Raw genomic sequence first — 18,227 nt, forward strand, 5'->3', positions numbered from 1 at the left:
TCTGGGATACGGGTCGTTCATGAGCTGCGTGGAACGGGGTGCGTCGTGACTAGTTATGCCGCTGACATCGAGGGCAGCGCCTTGATCCGGACGTGGCCGGGCGGTGCAGGCCTGCGCGCGGCGGTCGTCAGCGTTCTGCCGCCTTCCGCAGGCGTAGAGCAGGCACTGGTGTTGGCGTCGGAGCTGACGGACCTGTCTGCGGTGTTGTGGAGGTGCTACACGCATCCCGCCAGTTCGGCAGCCAGCCTGGAGGAGAACTCGGAAGGATGGCGGCGGCAGCGAGAACGCGACAGTTTCAGCACGGTCGCCCGCAATGTAGCGAACCCGAACCTGCCGGATGAGCAGGGATTGCTGCTCGTCAGCTACGACCCGGTCGTGGAGTCTGCTCATCGGGTCGGCCGGGCTTTGCACGCGATCAGTGACCAGCAGCTGCGTGACGCTGTGGTTGCCGACGTCGAGGCCGAGGTCGGGGCTGTTGAGATGGCAGAGGGAGGCGACCTGACGGGCCGGGCGTTGCAGGCTGTGGTGCTGAGCCGGGCCGGTGCGAACCCGCTGCACGTCTCCGCCGCGCATGCCGCACTGCTGGAAGACCCGATAGGCGGGCATCGGCTGTTGGGCGCTTTCGATCCGACCGCGGCGTCGGTGGCGGCCGCGCACTGGCTAAAGGCCGCGGTGGACGTGGTTGCGACCGTGGCCGAGATCGACCCGGCAGGGGTGCTCTCCGCCGCTGATGATCTGGAGGCTCTGCCGCTTGACAGCCCGTCCGAGGTGCTGGAACTGATCGAGTTCAGCAACACGATGTACCGGGTCGTTGTCGAGATGGTCGGCGACGCCATGCTGGTCGCTGAGGGCGTTGTCTCGGACCTGGACGATCTTCTGATCCAACGAGGACTCGAAGACGGTGGCGATCCAGAGGACGACGATGAGCCCACGGCCACGCGGCTGACCCTGCTCGATCCGAGCAGGCCTGCCCCAGATCTTCTTGAGGACCTGGTGTCGGCGATTCGCGGCTGCCGGCTGCTGTATGAGGGGTACGTCCACGGTGAGGCTGCGGACGTCGACGCCCAGTTCTGCGCCGCTGTGCGCGCTGAAGCCGAAAAGAGTATCGACCGGCTCCTGTGACTCAGGCGCTGAGGTATGGGCTCAAGAAGCCGCAGAAGGACGTCTGCGAGGTCAGGCCCGTTCCGTTGACGCCGGCGGCGTGTCACACACTGGCAGTGTGGGGGTCGTTACCGCGCCTGAGCAGCAAGTATAGCCCAGCATCGATGCATGCCTTATGCTGACAGTCAAGGGCTCCAAACGGATTGAATCGAGTTCGCGAAGAGTGCCTAGCTATTTGAACTTCGGCGGCAGGCTGACGTTCTAACCGAGACGCTGTTGCGTTGTTCGATCGGGAGACGCGTTCGGCCTGGCCTGGCTGTTGGGTCCGATCGCCTTGGCGAGTTCGGCGAACGCGGCGACGAGCCGAAGCCTGGTTGGCGTGTCGGTCGCGATCTCGTAGTGTCCGCGGCGTAGGTTTTGAGCGAAGGCGTGGCCGGAGATGACGGCCTGGGCGGTGCTGTCGGTCCGTAGTCCGCGCATCGGCCGGAGCCGGTGTTTGAGCCGGCGTGATCGGCTTCGACAGGGTTGTTCGCATACCGTTCGACGTGATGCCAGGCCGCCGGGACTAGGTCGGCGACCACGGCCGGGTAGACCGCTGCGGCATCGGTCACCACCTCGACGGCACTACCTTCAACGCCTTCAAGGCGCGGGTGAAGAACCGGCGTGCCGCGACCGCATCCCGCCGGGCGGACAGCAGTACGTCGATGACCTGCCTGTACTGGTCGATCGCCCGGTACACGTACCGCCAGACGCCGTTGACCTTGACGTAGGTCTCATCAACGAACCAGCGGTCACCCGGCGAGAGCCGGGCGAACCGAGCTGCGTCGGCCCGCAACGAAGTAAACCGCTGCACCCACCGGTAGACGGTGACATGGTCCACGTCGTTACCACGCTCGGCGAGCAACTCCTCGACGTCGCGGTACTACAGGTTGTAACGCAGGTACCAGAGCACCGCCACCAGGATCGCCTCCGGCGGCAATCGGAATCCCGAGAACGCCGATGAAGGAGCAGACCAGGAACGGCATGCGGACCTCACCGGTCAGCTGTGCCTGACCATCCAGCCGAGCCGGCACCGCAGCACCCGATCCCTCAATGCAACAGCGCCATCTGCGCACCGTCGTCGCCGCGGCCTGGGCGTCTGACGGTGATGACTAGCATCAGGAGGTGTCTCGAACCGGTCAGTACGCCAAAGGTGTAGCCAAGCGCGAGGAGATCCTTGAGGTCGCTCTGGAGATCATTGCTCGGGAGGGCTACCACGGCTTGACGATCCGCCACCTCGCCGACACGGTGGGGCTCAGCAAGACGGGGCTGCTGCACTATTTCGGCAGCAAGGAGGACCTGTTCGTCGAAGTTCTGCGCCGTCGCGACGCGGTGCCCCGGGACGTGGTCGCGCGGGGCGGCTCGGAACACTTCATGGAGACGCTGATGGCCGCGCTCCGTCAGAACATGGAGGCTGCTGGTCTCATCCAGCTCTATGTCCGGTTCAGCGCCGAGGCGACCGACCCAGGTCACCCCGCTCACGAATATTTCGCCGAGCGCTACCGACGTTTGCAGGATTCCGGATCCGACGCGATGCAAGCCCTGAGCGCCGACGGCCGGTTGGCGCCGTCCGTCGACCCCGGCAAACTCACCGTGCTGCTGGCGGCCCTACTCGACGGGATGCAGCTGCGGTCGCTGTTCTCCCCGGAGCTCGACGTGGCCGGGCATGTCGAGCACTTCATGCACTTGATGGGTCTTCACGCGGAGCATGACTCCTCGAAATCCGAGTGATCTCACGGAGGCGGTTCGCCGCGACGCGGATGTCCACGTCCATGGGATCGGGTTCGACCACCACGCTGGGGCTGAGCAGGCCTTCCGGGCCGAACTCAGCCGGCGTTTGAAGGTCCGCTGTGCTCGTCATGCCATGCTGACGGCGATCTTGTATTGCCCGTGTCGAGGGCTGCTTGCCGCGTCGAACGCGGCCTGGATGTCACCGACGTGGTAGACGTCGGACACATAGGCGTCGCGCAGGCCGGGGTTGGCGGCCAGGTAGGTGCCGGCGTCCTCGAGGACCCGTCGCCGTTCCAGGGTCACGCCTGCGCGGAGGGTGAGGTTCTTCCGTAGCAGGGTCATCATGTCGAAAGGGTAGACATGGTCGTCGGGGACGCCGAAGTAGAAGATCTCGCCGCCGAAGGCGACGCTGTCGAGACAGTTCTTCATCGTCGACACCTGGTGGCCGACCGCCTCGACGACGACGTGGGGCCGGTCGGCGTCGGTGAGGCCGGCTGCCCAGAGGGCCGCGCTGGCGGTGACGGCCTCATCGACCCCGAACGTCGACGCGAGTTCGCTGCGGTCGATCCGATCAACGCCGGTGACGTGCCGGGCGCCCCGGTTTTTGAGTATGTGGCTGAAGAGCAGGCCGATCGGTCCCTGCCCGATGACCGCGACGGTCTTGCCGCGCAGGTCACCGAGTTGTTCGGCGGCGTAGAGAACGCAGGCGAGCGGTTGCAGCATGACGGCAGTGGTGGCTGGCAGGCTGGTGTCGTATCGGGCCAATCCCTCGCCGTCACTGACGACCAGTTCGGCGATCGCGTCGAAGCCGGAAGCCCAGCCGACGACGAGGTCGCCCGTCTCGTGGGCCGGGTGCCGGCTGGCGACGACCTGACCGACAACCTCGTGCATGGGAAAGCCGGGCACCCGGGTGACGCGGCCACCGAGATTTCTGGGGTGCGGGAAAGGCGCACCGCGGAAGTTCGGCAGATCGCTGCCACAGATGGCGCCGGCCGTGGTGGCCAGTAACACCTGGCCGGGTTGGAGGTCGGCCGGGTCGGGCGCTTCGACCTCCAACTTCTCGAAGGTGAACGGGGCGCTCAGTGTCTGGGTCCACATGTCAGTGATCTCCTGGTCGAGTCGATGCTGGTCCGGCGCCGGAGGCCGCGTACGCGAGAGCGTCGTTCCACCGCACCGGGCGGGCGAGCAGCCGCCGGTAGCGGGTCACGAGCCGGGCGTTGTTGAAACCGACTGCGGCGACCAGGTGCTCACCACGGCGGTAGAGGGCAACGAAGCGCTGCTCGGCGGTAGTGCCGTGGGCTACGACGACCTCGGCGAAGTCAACGGTGGAACCGACCACTTGCAGTTTGTTGGCGTACTGGTCGGACCACACCCAGGGAACGGTGGTGAAGTCCTGTTTCTCGGCGTAGCCGTGTTCGGCGAGAAGCCGCAGCGCCGCGTGCCGTCCCTGGCGGATGGCGTTGTCCCAGTGCTCGACCCTGCGGAACTCGCCGAAGCGGTGGTTGGGCCACCGGGCGACGTCACCGGCCGCGACGATCCGGGGCGCGGCGGCCAGGGAAGCGTCGCAGACGACGCCGTTGTCGATGGTCAGCCCGCTGCCGGTCAGCCACTCGACGCACGGGGTGACGCCGAGACCCAGAACGACCACGTCGGCAGGCAGGTGGCTTCCGTCGGCGAGTTCGACGGATTCGACCCGGCCCGGCCCGTGCAGCGCGGCGACCGCCGCCGCGGTACGGATCTGGACGCCGCGGGCCCGGTGTTCGGCCATGACGGCCTCGCCGACCTCGGCGCCGAGCACCCGCTCGAACGGCGCGTCCTGGGCTTCGAGCACCGTGACGTTCAGACCTCGTTCGACACAGGCGGCAGCGACCTCGGCGCCGATGAAGCCGCCTCCGGCCACGACGACCCGGCCGGGAAGCCGGTCCAGGTCAGCGTTCAGGCCGAGGGCATCGTCAAGCGATCGCAGGACGTGTACGCCGTCCAGGTCGGCGCCCGCGATTGTCCTCGGGGTGGCGCCGGTGGCGATCAGAACTCCGCCCGGAAAACTCTCGGCGGTGCCGCCGGCCAGCCTTAGACGGGGACCGTCCTGGTCCAGGCCGGTTACGGTGACCCCTGTCCGCCACGTCACCCGCGGGTCCTCGACGGGTTTCAGGGCGCACCGGCCCACGTCCCAGACACCGCGCAGCACCTCCTTGGACAGCGGTGGCCGGTCGTAGGGCGGGTGCGGCTCGTCGCCGAAGACGGTGACGGCGGTGACGGCGGGTGACTCGGTCAGGGCCTGCACCGCCGTGAGTCCGGCCAGTGAGGCGCCGACGACGGCGATCGGTGCGACTTTCATGCCATGAGCCCGGCGAACAGCGAAGCCGGCACCGTGACCAGCATGCTCTCGATGTTCTTGTCGGTGACACCGCGTTCGCGCAGCGCGGGCAGGACCACGTCGGAGATGTGCGTGGGCACCCAGGTCGGGAAGTACTGAGCGGCCCGCCCCGGCGGCCCCCAGTCGGAGAACATCACGCTGTCGTGTGATAGCGCGATGCGGTCGGCGTAGCCCTCGTCGCACAGTGTGGCGATGACGTCGACTCGTTCTTCGAGGGTTGCCGTTCCCGGCAGGTAGAGCCCGAAACGGTCCGACCCGATCACCGAGCCGTTGTCCATGAGGGTCCGCAGGTAGTCCAGGTCGGTCTTGTCGCCGCTATGTCCCATGACGACGGTGCGCAGGTCGACGCCGCCGTCACGGAATATCTCCTGGATCCGAGTGCCGATGCCGTCGGCCGGATGGGTGTGAGCGGTGATCGGCACGCCGGTTTCGGCGGAGGCGAAGGCAGCCGCGCGCAGGATGCGCTCGTTGTTCGCGGTGATGCCCTCGACGTCGGTGGCGACCTTGATCGACTGGGCTTTGATGCCGGAGTCGCCGATGCCCACGGTGATGTCGCGCAGAAACATCCTGGTCAGCATGTCGTCGGCGACCGGCGATGACGGCCGGTGCGCCACGTGGTAGGGGAGGAAGTCGAAGGTGTAGATACCCGTCGACACGATGATGTTGATGTCGACGCGGTCGTTGACCTCTCGGACGAAGTCCATGTCCCGGCCGTGGAAGAACGCGGTGCAATCGAGGATGGTGGTGATCCCGCGGTCGCGGACCGCCTGGACCTGGGCGGTCACGCGATCCACCACGTCCTCGCGGGGCCCGGCCCAGCTGAGCTCTGGATAGAACTTCGCGAATTCGGTGGAGATGGAGATGAGGTGCTCGTGTACCAGTGTGGGCCCGAGTTCCGTGATCGGAACGGGGCCGCGGACGGTTTCCACCGTAGGCATCGGTTGTCTCCCGGTTCAGGGGTGCAGGGACAGTGCCCGCTTGGGGCACACGCGGATCGCGGCGTCTACCTGCGGGCGTTCCTCTTCTTCGATGTCCTCCTTGAGGACATGGAGTTCGTCGTCGTCATCCATCTCGAACACGCCCGGTGCCTCGATCGCGCATACGCCGTTCCCGTCGCACAGATCCCAGTCGACATCGATCTTCATCATCGGTTCCTTCCTCGAAAACTCGGCAAGGGTGGGTCAGCCGGAGGTGGTCGTGCCGGGGCGGGCGAATCGGGCGGCCCATTGCTCGGCGCGTTCCCGGTCACCGGCCAGCCCTTTGGTGACATATCCGAGGTCGCTGCCCACCGTGACCAGACGGGCCCCCGCCGACAGCAGCGACTCGGCATGTTCAGGGCTTAGGCCGGCGACGCCGGCGATGATGCCGTGGCGGGTGGCCGCCTCCACGACCTGGCTGATGGCCTCGTCGACCACACCGCCGGCTGTCAGCCGCAGCCCCGCGCCGAGGGCGAGGCCGAGGTCGACCGGCCCGACGAACAGGCCGTCGACCCCGGGGGTCGCGGCGATCTCATCGACGTTCGCCAAGCCCTCCGCCGTCTCGATCATGACCAGGCAGGTGGTCGAGGCTTCGGCGCGATCGAGGCCGTAGAAGTTGCGGATCGGGCCGAAGGAGCGGTTCCCGGCCGGCGGGTACCGGGTCGCCTCTGCGGCAGCCCTTGCCTGCGCGGCTGTCGAGACCATCGGCACGATCACGCCGATCGCCCCGAGGTCCAGCGCCCGCATGATCAGTGAGGCGTCGTTCGCCGGGACACGAACCAGCGCATGCGAGCCGCCGAGTTCGATCGCCTGGATGAGGGGCAGCAGGTCGGCAGCGTTCGCCGAGCCGTGCTGCATGTCCACGAGGATCCAGTCGAGGCCACTGCGGCCCAGGATCTCGGCCGACGCGGCGGACGGTCCGGCCGCCCACAGTCCGACCGACGGGCGGCCTTCGGCCATGGCTTGCTGAATGACGTTCACGCCCCGAGTCTGTGGCCCCCACCACAGGCTGATCCAATGCCGGTTAGCATTCCGAGCAGTTATGACGACATCTTGGCGTGACGCCGCCGATATCTCGCCGTCATCCGTGTCGATCCAGGCCGAGGGCAGCTGGAGGGCAGATGTTCCACACTCGCGATCTTCGGTACTTCGTCGCGGTCGCCGAGCATCTGCACATCACGCGCGCCGCCGCGAGCTTGTTCGTCACCCAGCCGGCTCTGAGTAAACAGATCGCCAGCCTCGAACGGTCCCTCGGCGCGCCGTTGTTCATCCGCCTGCACGAAGGGGTGGCTCTGACACCCGCGGGCGAGGCACTTCTTCCGTACGCCCGACAGATCGTCGAGCTTGAGGAGCAGGCGACCAACGACGTCCTGCAAGCGGCACGATCCGCCGACAAGATGACGATCGGGTTCTGGGTGTCGCCGGCCAACGAGGTGCTGTCACCGGCGATCTCCGCGTTCTGCGCCCGTCAGCCCAGCGTCCGGCTGCGACTCAGGCGCGCTGACTGGTCGGAACCCGGGGCCGGGGTAGTCGGGCGCCGCGCGGATGTCGGCCTCCTCGAGACTCCCCACGACCGTCCTGTCCGGGGTCTGCGCAGCCATCGGGTGGCCGTGGAGGACGTCGTGGTCGCCATGGCGTCCACGCACCACCTGGCACAACGCCAGCAACTCGCGCCCGCCGACCTGACGGATGAGACGGTTTTCGTCCTCCCCAAGGAGGCGAAGATGCTGTCCGGGTTCCGCTTCGCTCCCACCGGCGCGCACCGGCTTGCGAATCTCGAGTATGTGACGACCATCGACGAGACGGTCGAGGGCATCGTCACCGGGCTGGGCGTCTGCATCGTCACGCCGTCGCTTGCCGCCGCCCATCCGCACCCGGGCATGGTCACGGTCCCGCTGTCCGACGCCGAGCCCGGCGACTACTGGGTGGTCTGGCGGCCCGAGGACGAGCGCAAACCCGAAATCCAAGATCTCGTCGCGTGCCTGATAAGCAGCGCCGAGACGTGGTTCGTGTCGCTGCGCTGAGGCGGTCGCAGGTCATAACCATTGGTAGTTGACCGAGTTGTTGGACCAGTACGTGGCCGTCGTCACACAGTGGTAACACGTTCCTGCCGGAGCGATACCGCGAGTGTGCGAGGAGACGAACCGATGCGGCCGAAGGACTCGAACGTCCACGAAGAGCAGACCCGGGCCGCGAATATCGATCGGTGGGGCTTGCGATGCCGCTGTGGGCTCGAGCTCACCGGCTCCGGTGAGGACGGGCTTGTCGGCGCTGTCAACGCGCACCTCACGGATCGGCACCCGTCGGTCGCCGGGGCATACAACGCGGACGACATCCTCGCGCTCGCATACCGGCTACCCACTTCTTCGTTCTCCGTCGCTGTTGCCAAGGAGTCAGTGTGAGCGTCGCCCTCGACGATTTCGTCTACGACCCGTTCGCCCCGGAGGTGATGAGCAACCCGCTCCCCTTCTACGAAGTGCTCCGCGACCGCTTCCCGGTGTACTACGCCGAGAAGTACGACACCTTCTTTCTGTCGCGCTTCCAGGACGCCTGGGACTTCCTCTCCCTCGCCGACAACATGTTCGTCACCAACGAGGGCAGCGTCTTCACCCAGGCCGCTGTGCTGCGGCACAACACTGAGGCGCCCCAGGACAAGCCGACCACGCCATTTGGCTCACACCTCAACTACGGCTCGCCGGTCTACGAACTCGTCCGGCAGGCCCACGGCCGCCAGCTCCGGCCGGGCAACGTACGCAAACTCGAGCCCTTCATCCGGTCCCTCGTCCGACGTCGTCTCGATCAGCTGATACCGGCCGGCCGATTCGATCTGGTCCACGAGTTCGCCGGCATCATCTCCGCCTCTACGATCTGCCACCTGTTCCACATCCCGGTCGAGGATGCCGGCGAGGTCCTTGACACGATCAATGTGCTGACCCGCACCGACAACGACGAACCGGGTTTCAAGGACGTCCAGGAACATCAGGTCAAACTCATCGAGTTCATCCGGCCACGCGTCGCCACCCGGCGGGCAGACGGCCCGGACGGCAGCTGGCCGCTGGTTGACGGGATGCTGGAGTTTCGGCTCGACGGCCGTGAACTCACCGACGTCGAGATCGCCGCCAACCTCACCTGTGTGCTCGTCGGCGGCACCGAGACGTTGCCGAAGGTGGTCGGGCACGGTCTGTGGGAACTGAACCGGCGCCCCGACCAACTTGCCGAGGTCCGTTCGGACTTGGCGGCGAACAGCGCCGCAGCCGCTGAGGAGATGAATCGGTTCTGCGGGCCAGCTCAATGGTTCGGGCGCACGGCCCGGGAGCCGGTCACCATCGCCGGCCAGTCGGTGCGGCCTGGCCAGCGCGTTGCCTATCTCACCCAGTCGGCCAACCGGGATCCGCGCGAGTTCGAGAACCCGAACCGGTTCCAGTGGAATCGGTCGATCCCGAGGACTCTTGCCTTCGGTCGTGGCCAGCACTTCTGCGTCGGCATCCATCTGGCCCGCCTCGAGGAACGGATCATCCTCGAGGAGTTCCTCGGCCGGGTCACCGGATACGAGATCGACGAGGACGCCGCCGTACGGCATCCGTCCAGCTTCCAGTGGGGCTACAGCCACCTGCCGGTGACCATCACGAGCACCGCCTTGCCTGGAGATTGAAAACAGACCGGTGTACGGTTTTGAAGCGACACTCCTGAGAGGCGGGATAAATGCCCCGAGTGAAATCCGAGAACCGATACGCCCGGGTGCGGGAAATCGAGACCCTCGACCCTGAGAAGGATCACCTTCGCATCACGCAACTCTTCTACCAGGACTTCCGCTCGATCTCGGTGCTCCAGTCAGTGACCGGGAACCTGATGACGTTCGCCGTGCCCCGCATGTCACGCATCCTCAGCGCGACTAGGCAGTTCGAACATCACACGGCTAAACGGGTGCTCGACACCGCGCTGCTGGTGTCGACGGTTCTGCACCACGGTCTCGAACCGGGTCCGGGCCGCGAGGCGGCGCGGCGGGTCAACGGCATGCACCGGCACTACGACATCCACCCCGACGACTTCGTCGCCGTCGGCTGCGATGTGCCCCTGATGTCGCTGGAGATCGCGGACCGGTTCGGCTGGCGGCCGGTCACCGATGCCGAGCGCGAGTCGCTGCGCATCCACTACAGCAAGGAAGCCAGGGCATTCGGATCCCACCGGCCGCTGCCGGCCACGCTTGCCGAGATGCGCGCCTTCTGGGAGCACTACTTGGATACCCAGACCGCGTACGAACCACAGAACCAACGGCTTGCCGAAGCGTTCCTGGCCTACCTTCCCACCCTCGCGCCGGCACCACTGCGCCGACTGATCACCCCGATCCTGCTCGCCCAGGTCGACCCTCGCATCCTGCGGGCATGTGGCCTTCCGCTGCCCTCGGCGCTGAAGAAGCGTGCCTCGACGGCTGCGATGCGGGCGTTGGGCCGAAAGGATCCCGTACCCACGCCGGCGCCCGGCGAGCCGAGCGGTCTCGACAAGCAGATCAGCGCCATCTACCCGCACGGCTGGACCGTCGACACGGTCGGCACCCACTTACCGTCCGCCACCGTGCCGGACGAGACGGCCGCACAGCACAATGGAAAGGGCAACGATGAACTTCCCTGAATACCGCGGTCAGCGGGTCATCGTCACCGGATGCACCTCCGGCATCGGGCGGGCCACCGCTCAGGCTCTCATCGCACTCGGAGCCGAGGTGCACGGCATGGATCTGCGTACGCCCGACGGCCTGGACCTGGCCTCATTCGTTCAGATCGACCTGTCCGAGCCCGCCTCCATCGAGAGTGGCGCAGCGCAGACCCCCGGCCCGGTCCGTGCCCTGTTCAACTGCTCCGGAGCATCACCGCTGGTACCGCCGCTCGACATCCTGAAGGTCAACTTCCTGGGAACACGTCTGCTCACCGAGCGGATCGCCCCTCTGATGCCCGCCGGCGGGGCGATCGTGAGCGTGTCGTCGGACGGCGGCGGCGCCTGGCGGCGCTCACGGGAACTGATCCAGGAATTCGTCGCCAGCGCCACGTTCGACGAGGGCCTCGCCTGGTACGAGAAACACAAGGAACAGGTCGGGCACCCGTACGCCTTCGGCAAGGAGGCGCTCAACGTCTGGACGATGATCGAGTCGGCGAAGCTGATCCAGCGCGGCATCCGGATCAACACGTCCAGTCCCGGCGCGGTGCAGACGCCGATGCTCGAACAGATCGAAGCGGCCTTCCCGGTCGACCTCATCACCGCGACCGAGCAGCCGATCGGGCGGCGTTCATCAGCGCTGGAGCAGGTCGGTCCGCTGCTGTTCCTGAACAGCGACAGCGCCTCCTACGTCAATGGCGCGGACCTGCCGGTCGACGGCGGCTACTGGGCGTTGCGGTCGGTCTCGGGGCAACTCGACTGACACCTGTCGGCATGATGAGGCAGCGGCGCGAGCGAGTACCCGGTCGAGTGTCTCGGCCGAACAGTTTCTCGCCGCGCTGTGCCGAGGCGCAGAGGCACGTAAGGGCTAGGAACGCAGCAACACTGCCGCATTCGCGGTATACCGTACGAAGGCGTCCAGCTCGTCGGCTGGATCGTCGCGTGATACAAGGTCGTACAACTGCTGCTCGAGAAGAATCACGAGCATCCGGGAGCGTACGGCTGCTTCCTCCGGCTCCAGGTGGCTCCAGCCGGCCGAGTGCCCCAGTACGGTGCTGATGAGCCCGTCGAGCCGGTCAAGGCCTATCGGGCTGGACAGGAATGCCCGCGCCGCCCCCAGCACCGATCGGTAGCGTGGCGCGAGCCTGATGCGGTCGGTCGCGACGTCACGCAGCCAGCCCTCGATTGACGGATGCGACCAGTCAGGCAGGGCCGCGAACGCGTCGTACTGCTGCTGTGCGGCGTCGAACATGCGCTCAGCCACACCGATGAGCAGGCCTTCCTTGCCTGTGAAGTGCGCGTACAGGGTTGCGCGGCTCACTCCGGAAGACTCGAGGATGTCGTCGATCGACGTTTGCGCGAACCCCTTCTCGCCGAACAGCGCTTCCGCTGAGTCGAGCAACTGGCTGCGCGTCATCACCTTGAGGCGTTCGCGCGGGGACTTGGGGTTCGGCGTCATGAAGCGAGTATATAAACCGTACTTCAGTATGATCATTGGAGTCGGATATGGAAAGTGGATGTAGTATGGTGGTCGAACTCAAGTTCAGTCATCCGGGTCCGCCGAGACCGGCGGGGAGGATGGCGAGTCGGAAGGAACAAGAACATGAGCAACCGGCTGAAGGGTCGCGTAGCGCTGGTTACCGGCGCGGGCAACGGCATCGGCAAGTCGATCGCGTTGCAACTCGCATCCGAAGGGGCCTCGGTCGTCGTCAACGACCTCGGCACCAGCGTCGACGGCCAGGGGCGAGACACCGGCGCCGCTGACGGCACGGTCGCGCAGATCGCCGAGGCGGGTGGCGTGGCCGTCGCCAACTATGACTCCATCGCGGAGTCCGAGGGCTGCCGGCGCGCGGTGGCGACAGCGGTCGAGACCTATGGCTCCTGTGACATCGTGATCGCCAACGCGGGCGCCCTGACGAAGGCCGGTCACCTGGGGATGCGCAGCGATGACCAGAGCTGGCAGCAACTGCTGGACCTCTACCTGGGCCAGAAGTTCTGGCTCACCCGGGAGGCGCTCCCGTCGATGCTCGAACGCGGCTGGGGACGGGTCATCTTCGCCACCTCCGAGATCGCACGCGGAACGCAGAACACACCGCTCGGCGCCACGGTCCTGAGCGGGGGCATCGGCATGATGCGCGACCTGGCCAACACCCACGCGACCAGCGGCGTGACCTTCAACGCCTACGCGCCCGGAGCCGCGACCCGCACCTACGACCTCTACAAGGAGCAGGTCGAAGCCGGTCTGCTGGCAAGTGGCATTCCTGAGGAAGAGCTCGCGTCACACCTCCTGCCGGGGCCGGAGTTCGTGGCGCCGATGATCACGTGGCTCTGCACCGACGCCGCCGCCGGGGTGACCGGTGAGGTCTTCAGTCTCAATGGCGGGAAGATCAACCGCTGGACCCGCTTCGAGGACTCCGCCAGCCTTTTCAAGGCGGACGGTGGTGGACAGGGCCTCTGGACCCTGAACGAGCTGGACAAGGTCGTCCCCCAGCATCTGCTGGCGAGCTAGGCCTGTTGCGAAACGCTGGGGCGGCCTCGGCGCCACCCAGCGTTTCGCCTCGTAGCCCGGCCTCGACCTGCGCACCCTAGATCCGCCACCGTGCCGGCAACTAGGCGACCTTGTTTCCGCCTCCGCGGAGCCCGGCAGACATGCCACCGCCGCCTGGCCATTGGTGCTACAACCCCGCGGCGGCTACCTGATGATCCCGGGGCTGAAAGACAACGATCGTCTCCTTTGCGGGGCTTCGCCTACCTGGTCTTGACGACGGAGCGGGAGGAAGCCATGGCGACACGTGTCCTGGAACAGGTGGCTTCTGCCACCGCACGTTCCACCCACATCGTCAGACCCCGAAGCCGCGACCGCGGGTGACCTCCTCGAGGATTTCCAGGATGTGACGGTACGGCTGTCCGGTGGCACGGGTCATGCCTAGCTCGCAGGTGCGGTTCACCGAGGCGTATGCGCTCGCCGGGGGTTCGCGGCGGATGGCCGAGGCTTCGGCGGCGGTGGCCGATGCGGTGAGTTCGGGGTGCAGCAGGCCGCGGTCTCCGGCGAAGGCGCAGCATCCCCAGTCCTCGGGTTCGATGACCTGCTCGGTGGTGGCCGCGGCGATCCGTAGCAGCGCGGGGTTGAGGCCCAGCTGTGTGGACGAGCAGGTGGGGTGCACGACCACGGACGCCAGTCGCCGGGCGGGTGGCAGGTGTGGCAGTACCTCGCTGTCGACGAACGCGACCGCGTCGATGATGGTCAGGTCGTGGTCGAGCAGTTTGATCAGGCCTTCGGTGCAGGAGGCGGCGTCGACGATGATCGGTAGCCGGCCGTTGTCGGTGGCTTCCCGCAGGGCTGGGATGACCTGGGCGCGCATGGCGGCGTACCCGTCGGTCAGGCCTTTGGATTTCCAGGGGGTGGCGCAGCACAGCGAGCCGATCCGGTCCGGGATGCGGACGGCGACGCCGGCCCGGTCGCAGAGCGCGAGCACGGCGTCGCGGACGCCGGGCCCGGCGCCGGCCGGGCCGAACATGGTGGAGACGCAGGCGGGGAAGTACACCGCGGCCGGGTCGGCGGCGGAGCGGGAACGGCGGCGGGTGCCGCCGCGCGGGAGTTCCGGCGACCAGGAGGGCACGGTGCCGGGATTCAGGACCCGGCGACCGGCGGTGGTGGCGCCGGCCGGAAGAGCCGGGGGTACGGCCTTGGCCACGGTCAGCGCCGTTGCGGCGGCGCGGGTGGTGGCGTCCCAGTGCCGGGCGGCGGTGGTCCAGCCTCGTTGCGCGAGGCGGCCGTTGCTCTCGGCGCGCAGGCGCCGGGTCAGGTCGCCGGTATCGATCAGTACAGGGCAGGCGGTCTGGCACATGCCGTCGACGGCGCAGGTGTCGACCGCGTCGTACTGGTAGTCGGTCTCCAGTTCGCGTTGCAGAGCGGTGTCGCCGGCGTCGCGGGCGCGGGCGATCTCGCGGCGCAGGACGATGCGACGGCGGGGTGTGGTGGTGAGGTCCTTGCTCGGACAGACCGGTTCGCAGTAGCCGCACTCCACGCACCGGTCGACTTCGGTCTCGACGGTCGGGGTGGATTTGAGGTGCCGGATGTGGGTGTCCGGGTCGTCGGTGAGCAGGATGCCGGGATTGAGCAGACCAGCCGGGTCGAGCAGTCGCTTGACCTCGCGCATCACGGCGTAGATCTCGTCGCCGTACTGACGGCGCACGAACGGGGCCATGATGCGTCCGGTGCCGTGTTCGGCTTTGAGGGTGCCGCCGTGACCGAGGACCAGGTCGACCAGGTCGTCGGTGAAGGCCAGGTAGCGCTCCACGAGTTCGGGTTTGTCGAAGTCCTCGTTGAGCAGGAAGTGGATGTTGCCGTCCTTGGCGTGGCCGAAGATGACACTGCCGGTGTAGCCGTGCTTGTCGAACAGTTCGATCAGTGACTGGCAGGTGGGCAGCAGTCGTTCGACCGGGACGGCGATGTCCTCCAGCAGTGCGGTGGTGCCGGACGGGCGGGCGCCGGCGACAGCGGTGTAGAGGCCTTTGCGGATGTGCCACAGCGCGGCTCGCTCGGCAGGGTCGCAGCTGAAGACGGCTTCGCTGAGTGGGCCGGTGGTGCCGGTCAGGCGGGTGGTGAGCGCGTCGGCGGTCGGTTCCTGGAACTCGATGAGCAGTGCGGCGTGCTGGTCCACGGCCAGGGCGAGCAGCTCCGCGCCGGCCTGGGGGTCTCGTTGGGCGACGCGCAGGCTGGTGGCGTCCAGCAGCTCGATGGTGGCCAGGCCGGCGGCGACCAGGTCGGGCAGCGCAGCGGTCGCCGCCGCGAGGTCGGGGAACACCAGCAGGGCGGTGGCCGCGTGCGGGCGGATCGGCACCGTGCGGAAGGTGGCCTCGGCGACGAACGCCAGGGTTCCCTCGCTGCCGACGACCAGGTGGGTGAGGATGTCGACGGGACGGGTGTGGTCCAGGAACGCGTTGACCCCGTACCCCATGGTGTTTTTGATCGTGAAAAGCCGCTGGATGGTCGCTGTTGACGCCGGGTCGGCGCGGATGCGGTCGCGGAGCTGGGTCAGGCCTTCGTGCAGGCCGGGCTCCAGGACGCGCAGCCGTTCGTCGGCGTCGGGGGCGCCGGTGTCGATGACAGTGCCGCTGGGCAGGACCAGCACGGCGGATTCGAGGGTGCGGTAGGTGTTGAACTCGACGCCGCAGGCCATGCCGCTGGAGTTGTTGGCGACGACGCCGCCGATGGTGCACGCCGACTCGCTGGCCGGGTCGGGTCCGAGTTTGCGGCGGTGCCGGGCGAGCCGGTTGTTGACCGCGCGGACCGTGGCGCCGGGCTGTACGCGCACCCGGGCGCCGTCGTCGAGGACCTCGATGGACCGGAAGTGCCGGCGGGTGTCGACCAGCACACCGTCGGCGCTGGCCTGCCCGGACAGGCTGGTGCCGCCGGAGCGGAAGGTCAGCGGGATGCGCTGGTCGGCGGCGGCGCGCAACAGGCCGGCGATCTGCCGGGCGTCGTGGGGTGTCACGACGGCCTGCGGGGTGAGCAGGTAGTGCGAGGCGTCGTGGGCGAAGGCGAGCCGGTCGGAGGCGCGGGCGGTGACCGCGCCGGGTGCGGCCTGTTCCAGTGCCGCGAGGAGGTCAGTGGGACTCACGGCTCACCGCCGAGCCGCTGGAGCCGGTCAGGAAGTCCAGGTCGGCGCCGGTGTCGGCCTGCAGCACGTGGTCGACGTAGAGGCGTTCCCAGCCGCGTTTCGGGTCGGCGAACCCGGCGGCGGTGGCGTCGTCGACCCTGCGCCCGGCGAGTTCGTCGGCGGGGACTTCCAGGTCGAGGCGGCGGTTGGCGACGTCGAGGGAGATGATGTCGCCGGTGCGGACCAGGGCGAGCGGGCCGCCGGCGGCGGCCTCCGGGGCGACATGCAGAACCACGGTTCCGTACGCGGTGCCGCTCATCCGACCGTCGCAGATCCGCACCATGTCGCGGACGCCTTGTTCGAGCAGTTTGCGGGGCAGCGGCATGTTGGCGACCTCGGGCATGCCGGGATAGCCCTTGGGGCCGCAGCCGCGCAGCACCATGATCGAGTCGGCGTCCACGTCCAGGTCGGGGTCGTCGATGCGGTGGTGGAAGTCCTCGATCGAGTCGAAGACCAGCGCGCGGCCGCGGTGCTGCAGCAGGTGCGGTGAGGCGGCGGCGGGTTTGATCAGCGCGCCGTTCGGGGCGAGCGAGCCGCGCAGCACGGCGATGCCGGCCTCGGCGATCAGCGGCTCCTTGCGGGTGCGGATGACCTCCGGGTCCCAGATCGGCGCGTCGTCGAGGTAGTCGACCAGGGGCCGGCCGGTGACGGTGAGCGCGTCCGGGTCGAGCAGGTCGCGGACCTCGCGCAGCACGGCGAGCAGGCCGCCGGCGCGGTGGAAGTCCTCCATCAGGAACCGCCCGGCGGGCTGAAGATCGACAAGCAGGGGTACGTGGGAGCCGATCCGGTCGAAGTCGTCGAGGGTCAGCTCGATCCCGGCCCGTCCGGCGATGGCGAGCAGGTGCACGACGGCGTTGGTGGATCCGCCGATGGCGGCCAGGGCGACGATCGCGTTGTGGAAGGAGCCCTTGGTCAGCGTGCTGCTGGGCCGGCGGTCGGCGGCGACCAGCTCCACGGCGAGGCGGCCGGTGTTGTGGGCTGCTTCGAGCAGCCGGCTGTCGGGGGCGGGGGTACCGGCCAGGCCGGGGACGATGGTGCCGAGTGCTTCGGCGACCAGGGCCATCGTGGAGGCGGTGCCCATGGTGTTGCAGTGCCCGCGGCTGCGGATCATCGCGGACTCGGACTTGACGAACGCTTCCTGCGACAGGGTGCCGGCGCGGACCTCCTCGGAAAGCCGCCATACGTCGGTGCCGCAGCCCAGCGGCACACCGCGGAAGGTGCCGGTGAGCATCGGGCCGCCGGGGACCACGACGGCGGGCAGGTCGACCGAGGCGGCGGCCATCAGCAGCGACGGGATGGTCTTGTCACAGCCGCCGAGCAACACGACGCCGTCGATCGGGTTGGCCCGCAGCATCTCCTCGGTCGCCATCGCGGCCATGTTGCGCCACAGCATCGCGGTGGGGCGCACCTGTGTCTCGCCGAGGGAGACGACCGGCAGTTCCAAGGGGATGCCGCCGGCCTCGTAGATGCCGTTCTTCACCGATTGGGCCACCTCGGTCAGGTGGGCGTTGCAGGGTGTGAGGTCGGAGGCGGTGTTCGCGATGGCGATCTGCGGGCGCCCGGTGAACGCGGAGTCCGGCACGCCGCGGCGCATCCAGGCGCGATGGATGTAGGCGTTGCGGTCGTCGCCGGCGTACCACTGGCTGCTGCGAAGCTCGGCCACGAGATCACTTCCAATAATCGGAACGATGG

At 67.8% G+C, this 18,227-nt stretch carries 16 protein-coding genes and 1 pseudogene; 8 read left to right on the forward strand and 9 right to left on the reverse strand.

The features are described 5' to 3' along the window. Positions 1-45 precede the first annotated feature (45 nt). A complete protein-coding gene (locus B0I29_RS35155; protein WP_220091515.1) occupies positions 46-1,122 on the forward strand; it encodes a hypothetical protein in 1,077 nt (358 codons plus the stop codon). Between the two features lie 306 nt (positions 1,123-1,428). Here the strand turns inward: B0I29_RS35155 and B0I29_RS35160 are convergent. After that, positions 1,429-2,137 (reverse strand): annotated as a pseudogene (locus B0I29_RS35160) (IS6 family transposase); the annotation flags it as partial. A 128-nt stretch (positions 2,138-2,265) separates the two neighbouring features. Here B0I29_RS35160 and B0I29_RS35165 point away from each other — a divergent pair. Further along, on the forward strand, positions 2,266-2,871 hold the full coding sequence (locus B0I29_RS35165; RefSeq protein ID WP_111653446.1) for a TetR/AcrR family transcriptional regulator: 606 nt from the start codon (positions 2,266-2,268) through the stop codon (positions 2,869-2,871). 126 nt (positions 2,872-2,997) lie between these two features. Here the strand turns inward: B0I29_RS35165 and B0I29_RS35170 are convergent, their stop codons facing one another. Genes B0I29_RS35170 through B0I29_RS35190 form a run of 5 tightly spaced genes read right to left on the reverse strand, consistent with a single transcriptional unit; the run spans position 2,998 to position 7,206 of the window. Then, complete coding sequence (locus B0I29_RS35170; protein WP_111653447.1) at positions 2,998-3,969, reverse strand: zinc-binding dehydrogenase; 972 nt, start codon at positions 3,967-3,969, stop codon at positions 2,998-3,000. 1 nt (position 3,970) lies between these two features. Continuing rightward, positions 3,971-5,209, reverse strand: a complete 1,239-nt coding sequence (locus tag B0I29_RS35175) for an NAD(P)/FAD-dependent oxidoreductase (RefSeq protein ID WP_111653448.1) — start codon at positions 5,207-5,209, stop codon at positions 3,971-3,973. Continuing rightward, the gene (locus B0I29_RS35180; RefSeq protein ID WP_111653449.1) at positions 5,206-6,186 is read right to left on the reverse strand and encodes a phosphotriesterase family protein; all 981 of its coding nucleotides are present in this window, start codon (positions 6,184-6,186) and stop codon (positions 5,206-5,208) included. The genes B0I29_RS35175 and B0I29_RS35180 overlap by 4 nt, the downstream gene beginning before the upstream one ends. Before the next feature lie 15 nt (positions 6,187-6,201). Further along, positions 6,202-6,396: a ferredoxin gene (locus B0I29_RS35185; RefSeq protein WP_220091516.1), complete on the reverse strand. Its 195-nt coding sequence runs from the start codon at positions 6,394-6,396 to the stop codon at positions 6,202-6,204. A gap of 33 nt (positions 6,397-6,429) precedes the next feature. Then, positions 6,430-7,206: an HpcH/HpaI aldolase family protein gene (locus tag B0I29_RS35190; protein WP_146616998.1), complete on the reverse strand. Its 777-nt coding sequence runs from the start codon at positions 7,204-7,206 to the stop codon at positions 6,430-6,432. Between the two features lie 140 nt (positions 7,207-7,346). Between B0I29_RS35190 and B0I29_RS35195 the strand changes: the two genes are divergently transcribed. The 5 genes from B0I29_RS35195 (at position 7,347) to B0I29_RS35215 (ending at position 11,635) form a co-directional block, all read left to right on the forward strand. Continuing rightward, entirely contained in the window at positions 7,347-8,249 is a 903-nt protein-coding gene (locus B0I29_RS35195; RefSeq protein ID WP_111653451.1) for a LysR family transcriptional regulator, read from the forward strand. Between the two features lie 123 nt (positions 8,250-8,372). After that, the gene (locus B0I29_RS35200) at positions 8,373-8,627 is read left to right on the forward strand and encodes a hypothetical protein (protein WP_111653452.1); all 255 of its coding nucleotides are present in this window, start codon (positions 8,373-8,375) and stop codon (positions 8,625-8,627) included. Further along, entirely contained in the window at positions 8,624-9,877 is a 1,254-nt protein-coding gene (locus tag B0I29_RS35205; RefSeq protein ID WP_220091517.1) for a cytochrome P450, read from the forward strand. The genes B0I29_RS35200 and B0I29_RS35205 overlap by 4 nt, the downstream gene beginning before the upstream one ends. A gap of 50 nt (positions 9,878-9,927) precedes the next feature. Continuing rightward, positions 9,928-10,854, forward strand: a complete 927-nt coding sequence (locus tag B0I29_RS35210) for an oxygenase MpaB family protein (protein WP_111653533.1) — start codon at positions 9,928-9,930, stop codon at positions 10,852-10,854. Then, entirely contained in the window at positions 10,841-11,635 is a 795-nt protein-coding gene (locus tag B0I29_RS35215; protein ID WP_181558134.1) for a coniferyl-alcohol dehydrogenase, read from the forward strand. The genes B0I29_RS35210 and B0I29_RS35215 overlap by 14 nt, the downstream gene beginning before the upstream one ends. A 105-nt stretch (positions 11,636-11,740) precedes the next feature. On the opposite strand, the gene B0I29_RS35220 is transcribed toward B0I29_RS35215, so the two are convergent. Then, positions 11,741-12,331, reverse strand: coding sequence for a TetR/AcrR family transcriptional regulator (locus tag B0I29_RS35220; RefSeq protein ID WP_181558135.1), 591 nt, complete (start codon positions 12,329-12,331; stop codon positions 11,741-11,743). Between the two features lie 144 nt (positions 12,332-12,475). Between B0I29_RS35220 and B0I29_RS35225 the strand changes: the two genes are divergently transcribed. Next, positions 12,476-13,381 carry an SDR family NAD(P)-dependent oxidoreductase gene (locus B0I29_RS35225; RefSeq protein ID WP_111653455.1) on the forward strand — a complete coding sequence of 302 codons (906 nt, stop codon included), beginning with the start codon at positions 12,476-12,478 and terminating at the stop codon, positions 13,379-13,381. Between the two features lie 331 nt (positions 13,382-13,712). Here B0I29_RS35225 and B0I29_RS35230 read toward each other — a convergent pair whose 3' ends face one another. Together B0I29_RS35230 and B0I29_RS35235 are read right to left on the reverse strand one after the other, a co-directional pair. After that, positions 13,713-16,496: an FAD-binding and (Fe-S)-binding domain-containing protein gene (locus B0I29_RS35230; protein WP_220091518.1), complete on the reverse strand. Its 2,784-nt coding sequence runs from the start codon at positions 16,494-16,496 to the stop codon at positions 13,713-13,715. Then, positions 16,483-18,198 (reverse strand): IlvD/Edd family dehydratase, encoded by a 1,716-nt coding sequence (locus B0I29_RS35235; protein ID WP_111653456.1) that lies wholly within the window; start codon positions 18,196-18,198, stop codon positions 16,483-16,485. Before B0I29_RS35235 ends, B0I29_RS35230 begins: the two co-directional genes overlap by 14 nt. Positions 18,199-18,227: the final 29 nt, after the last annotated feature.

Origin of the sequence: Actinoplanes lutulentus, from assembly GCF_003259845.1 — a bacterium.
Classification (GTDB): domain Bacteria; phylum Actinomycetota; class Actinomycetes; order Mycobacteriales; family Micromonosporaceae; genus Actinoplanes; species Actinoplanes lutulentus.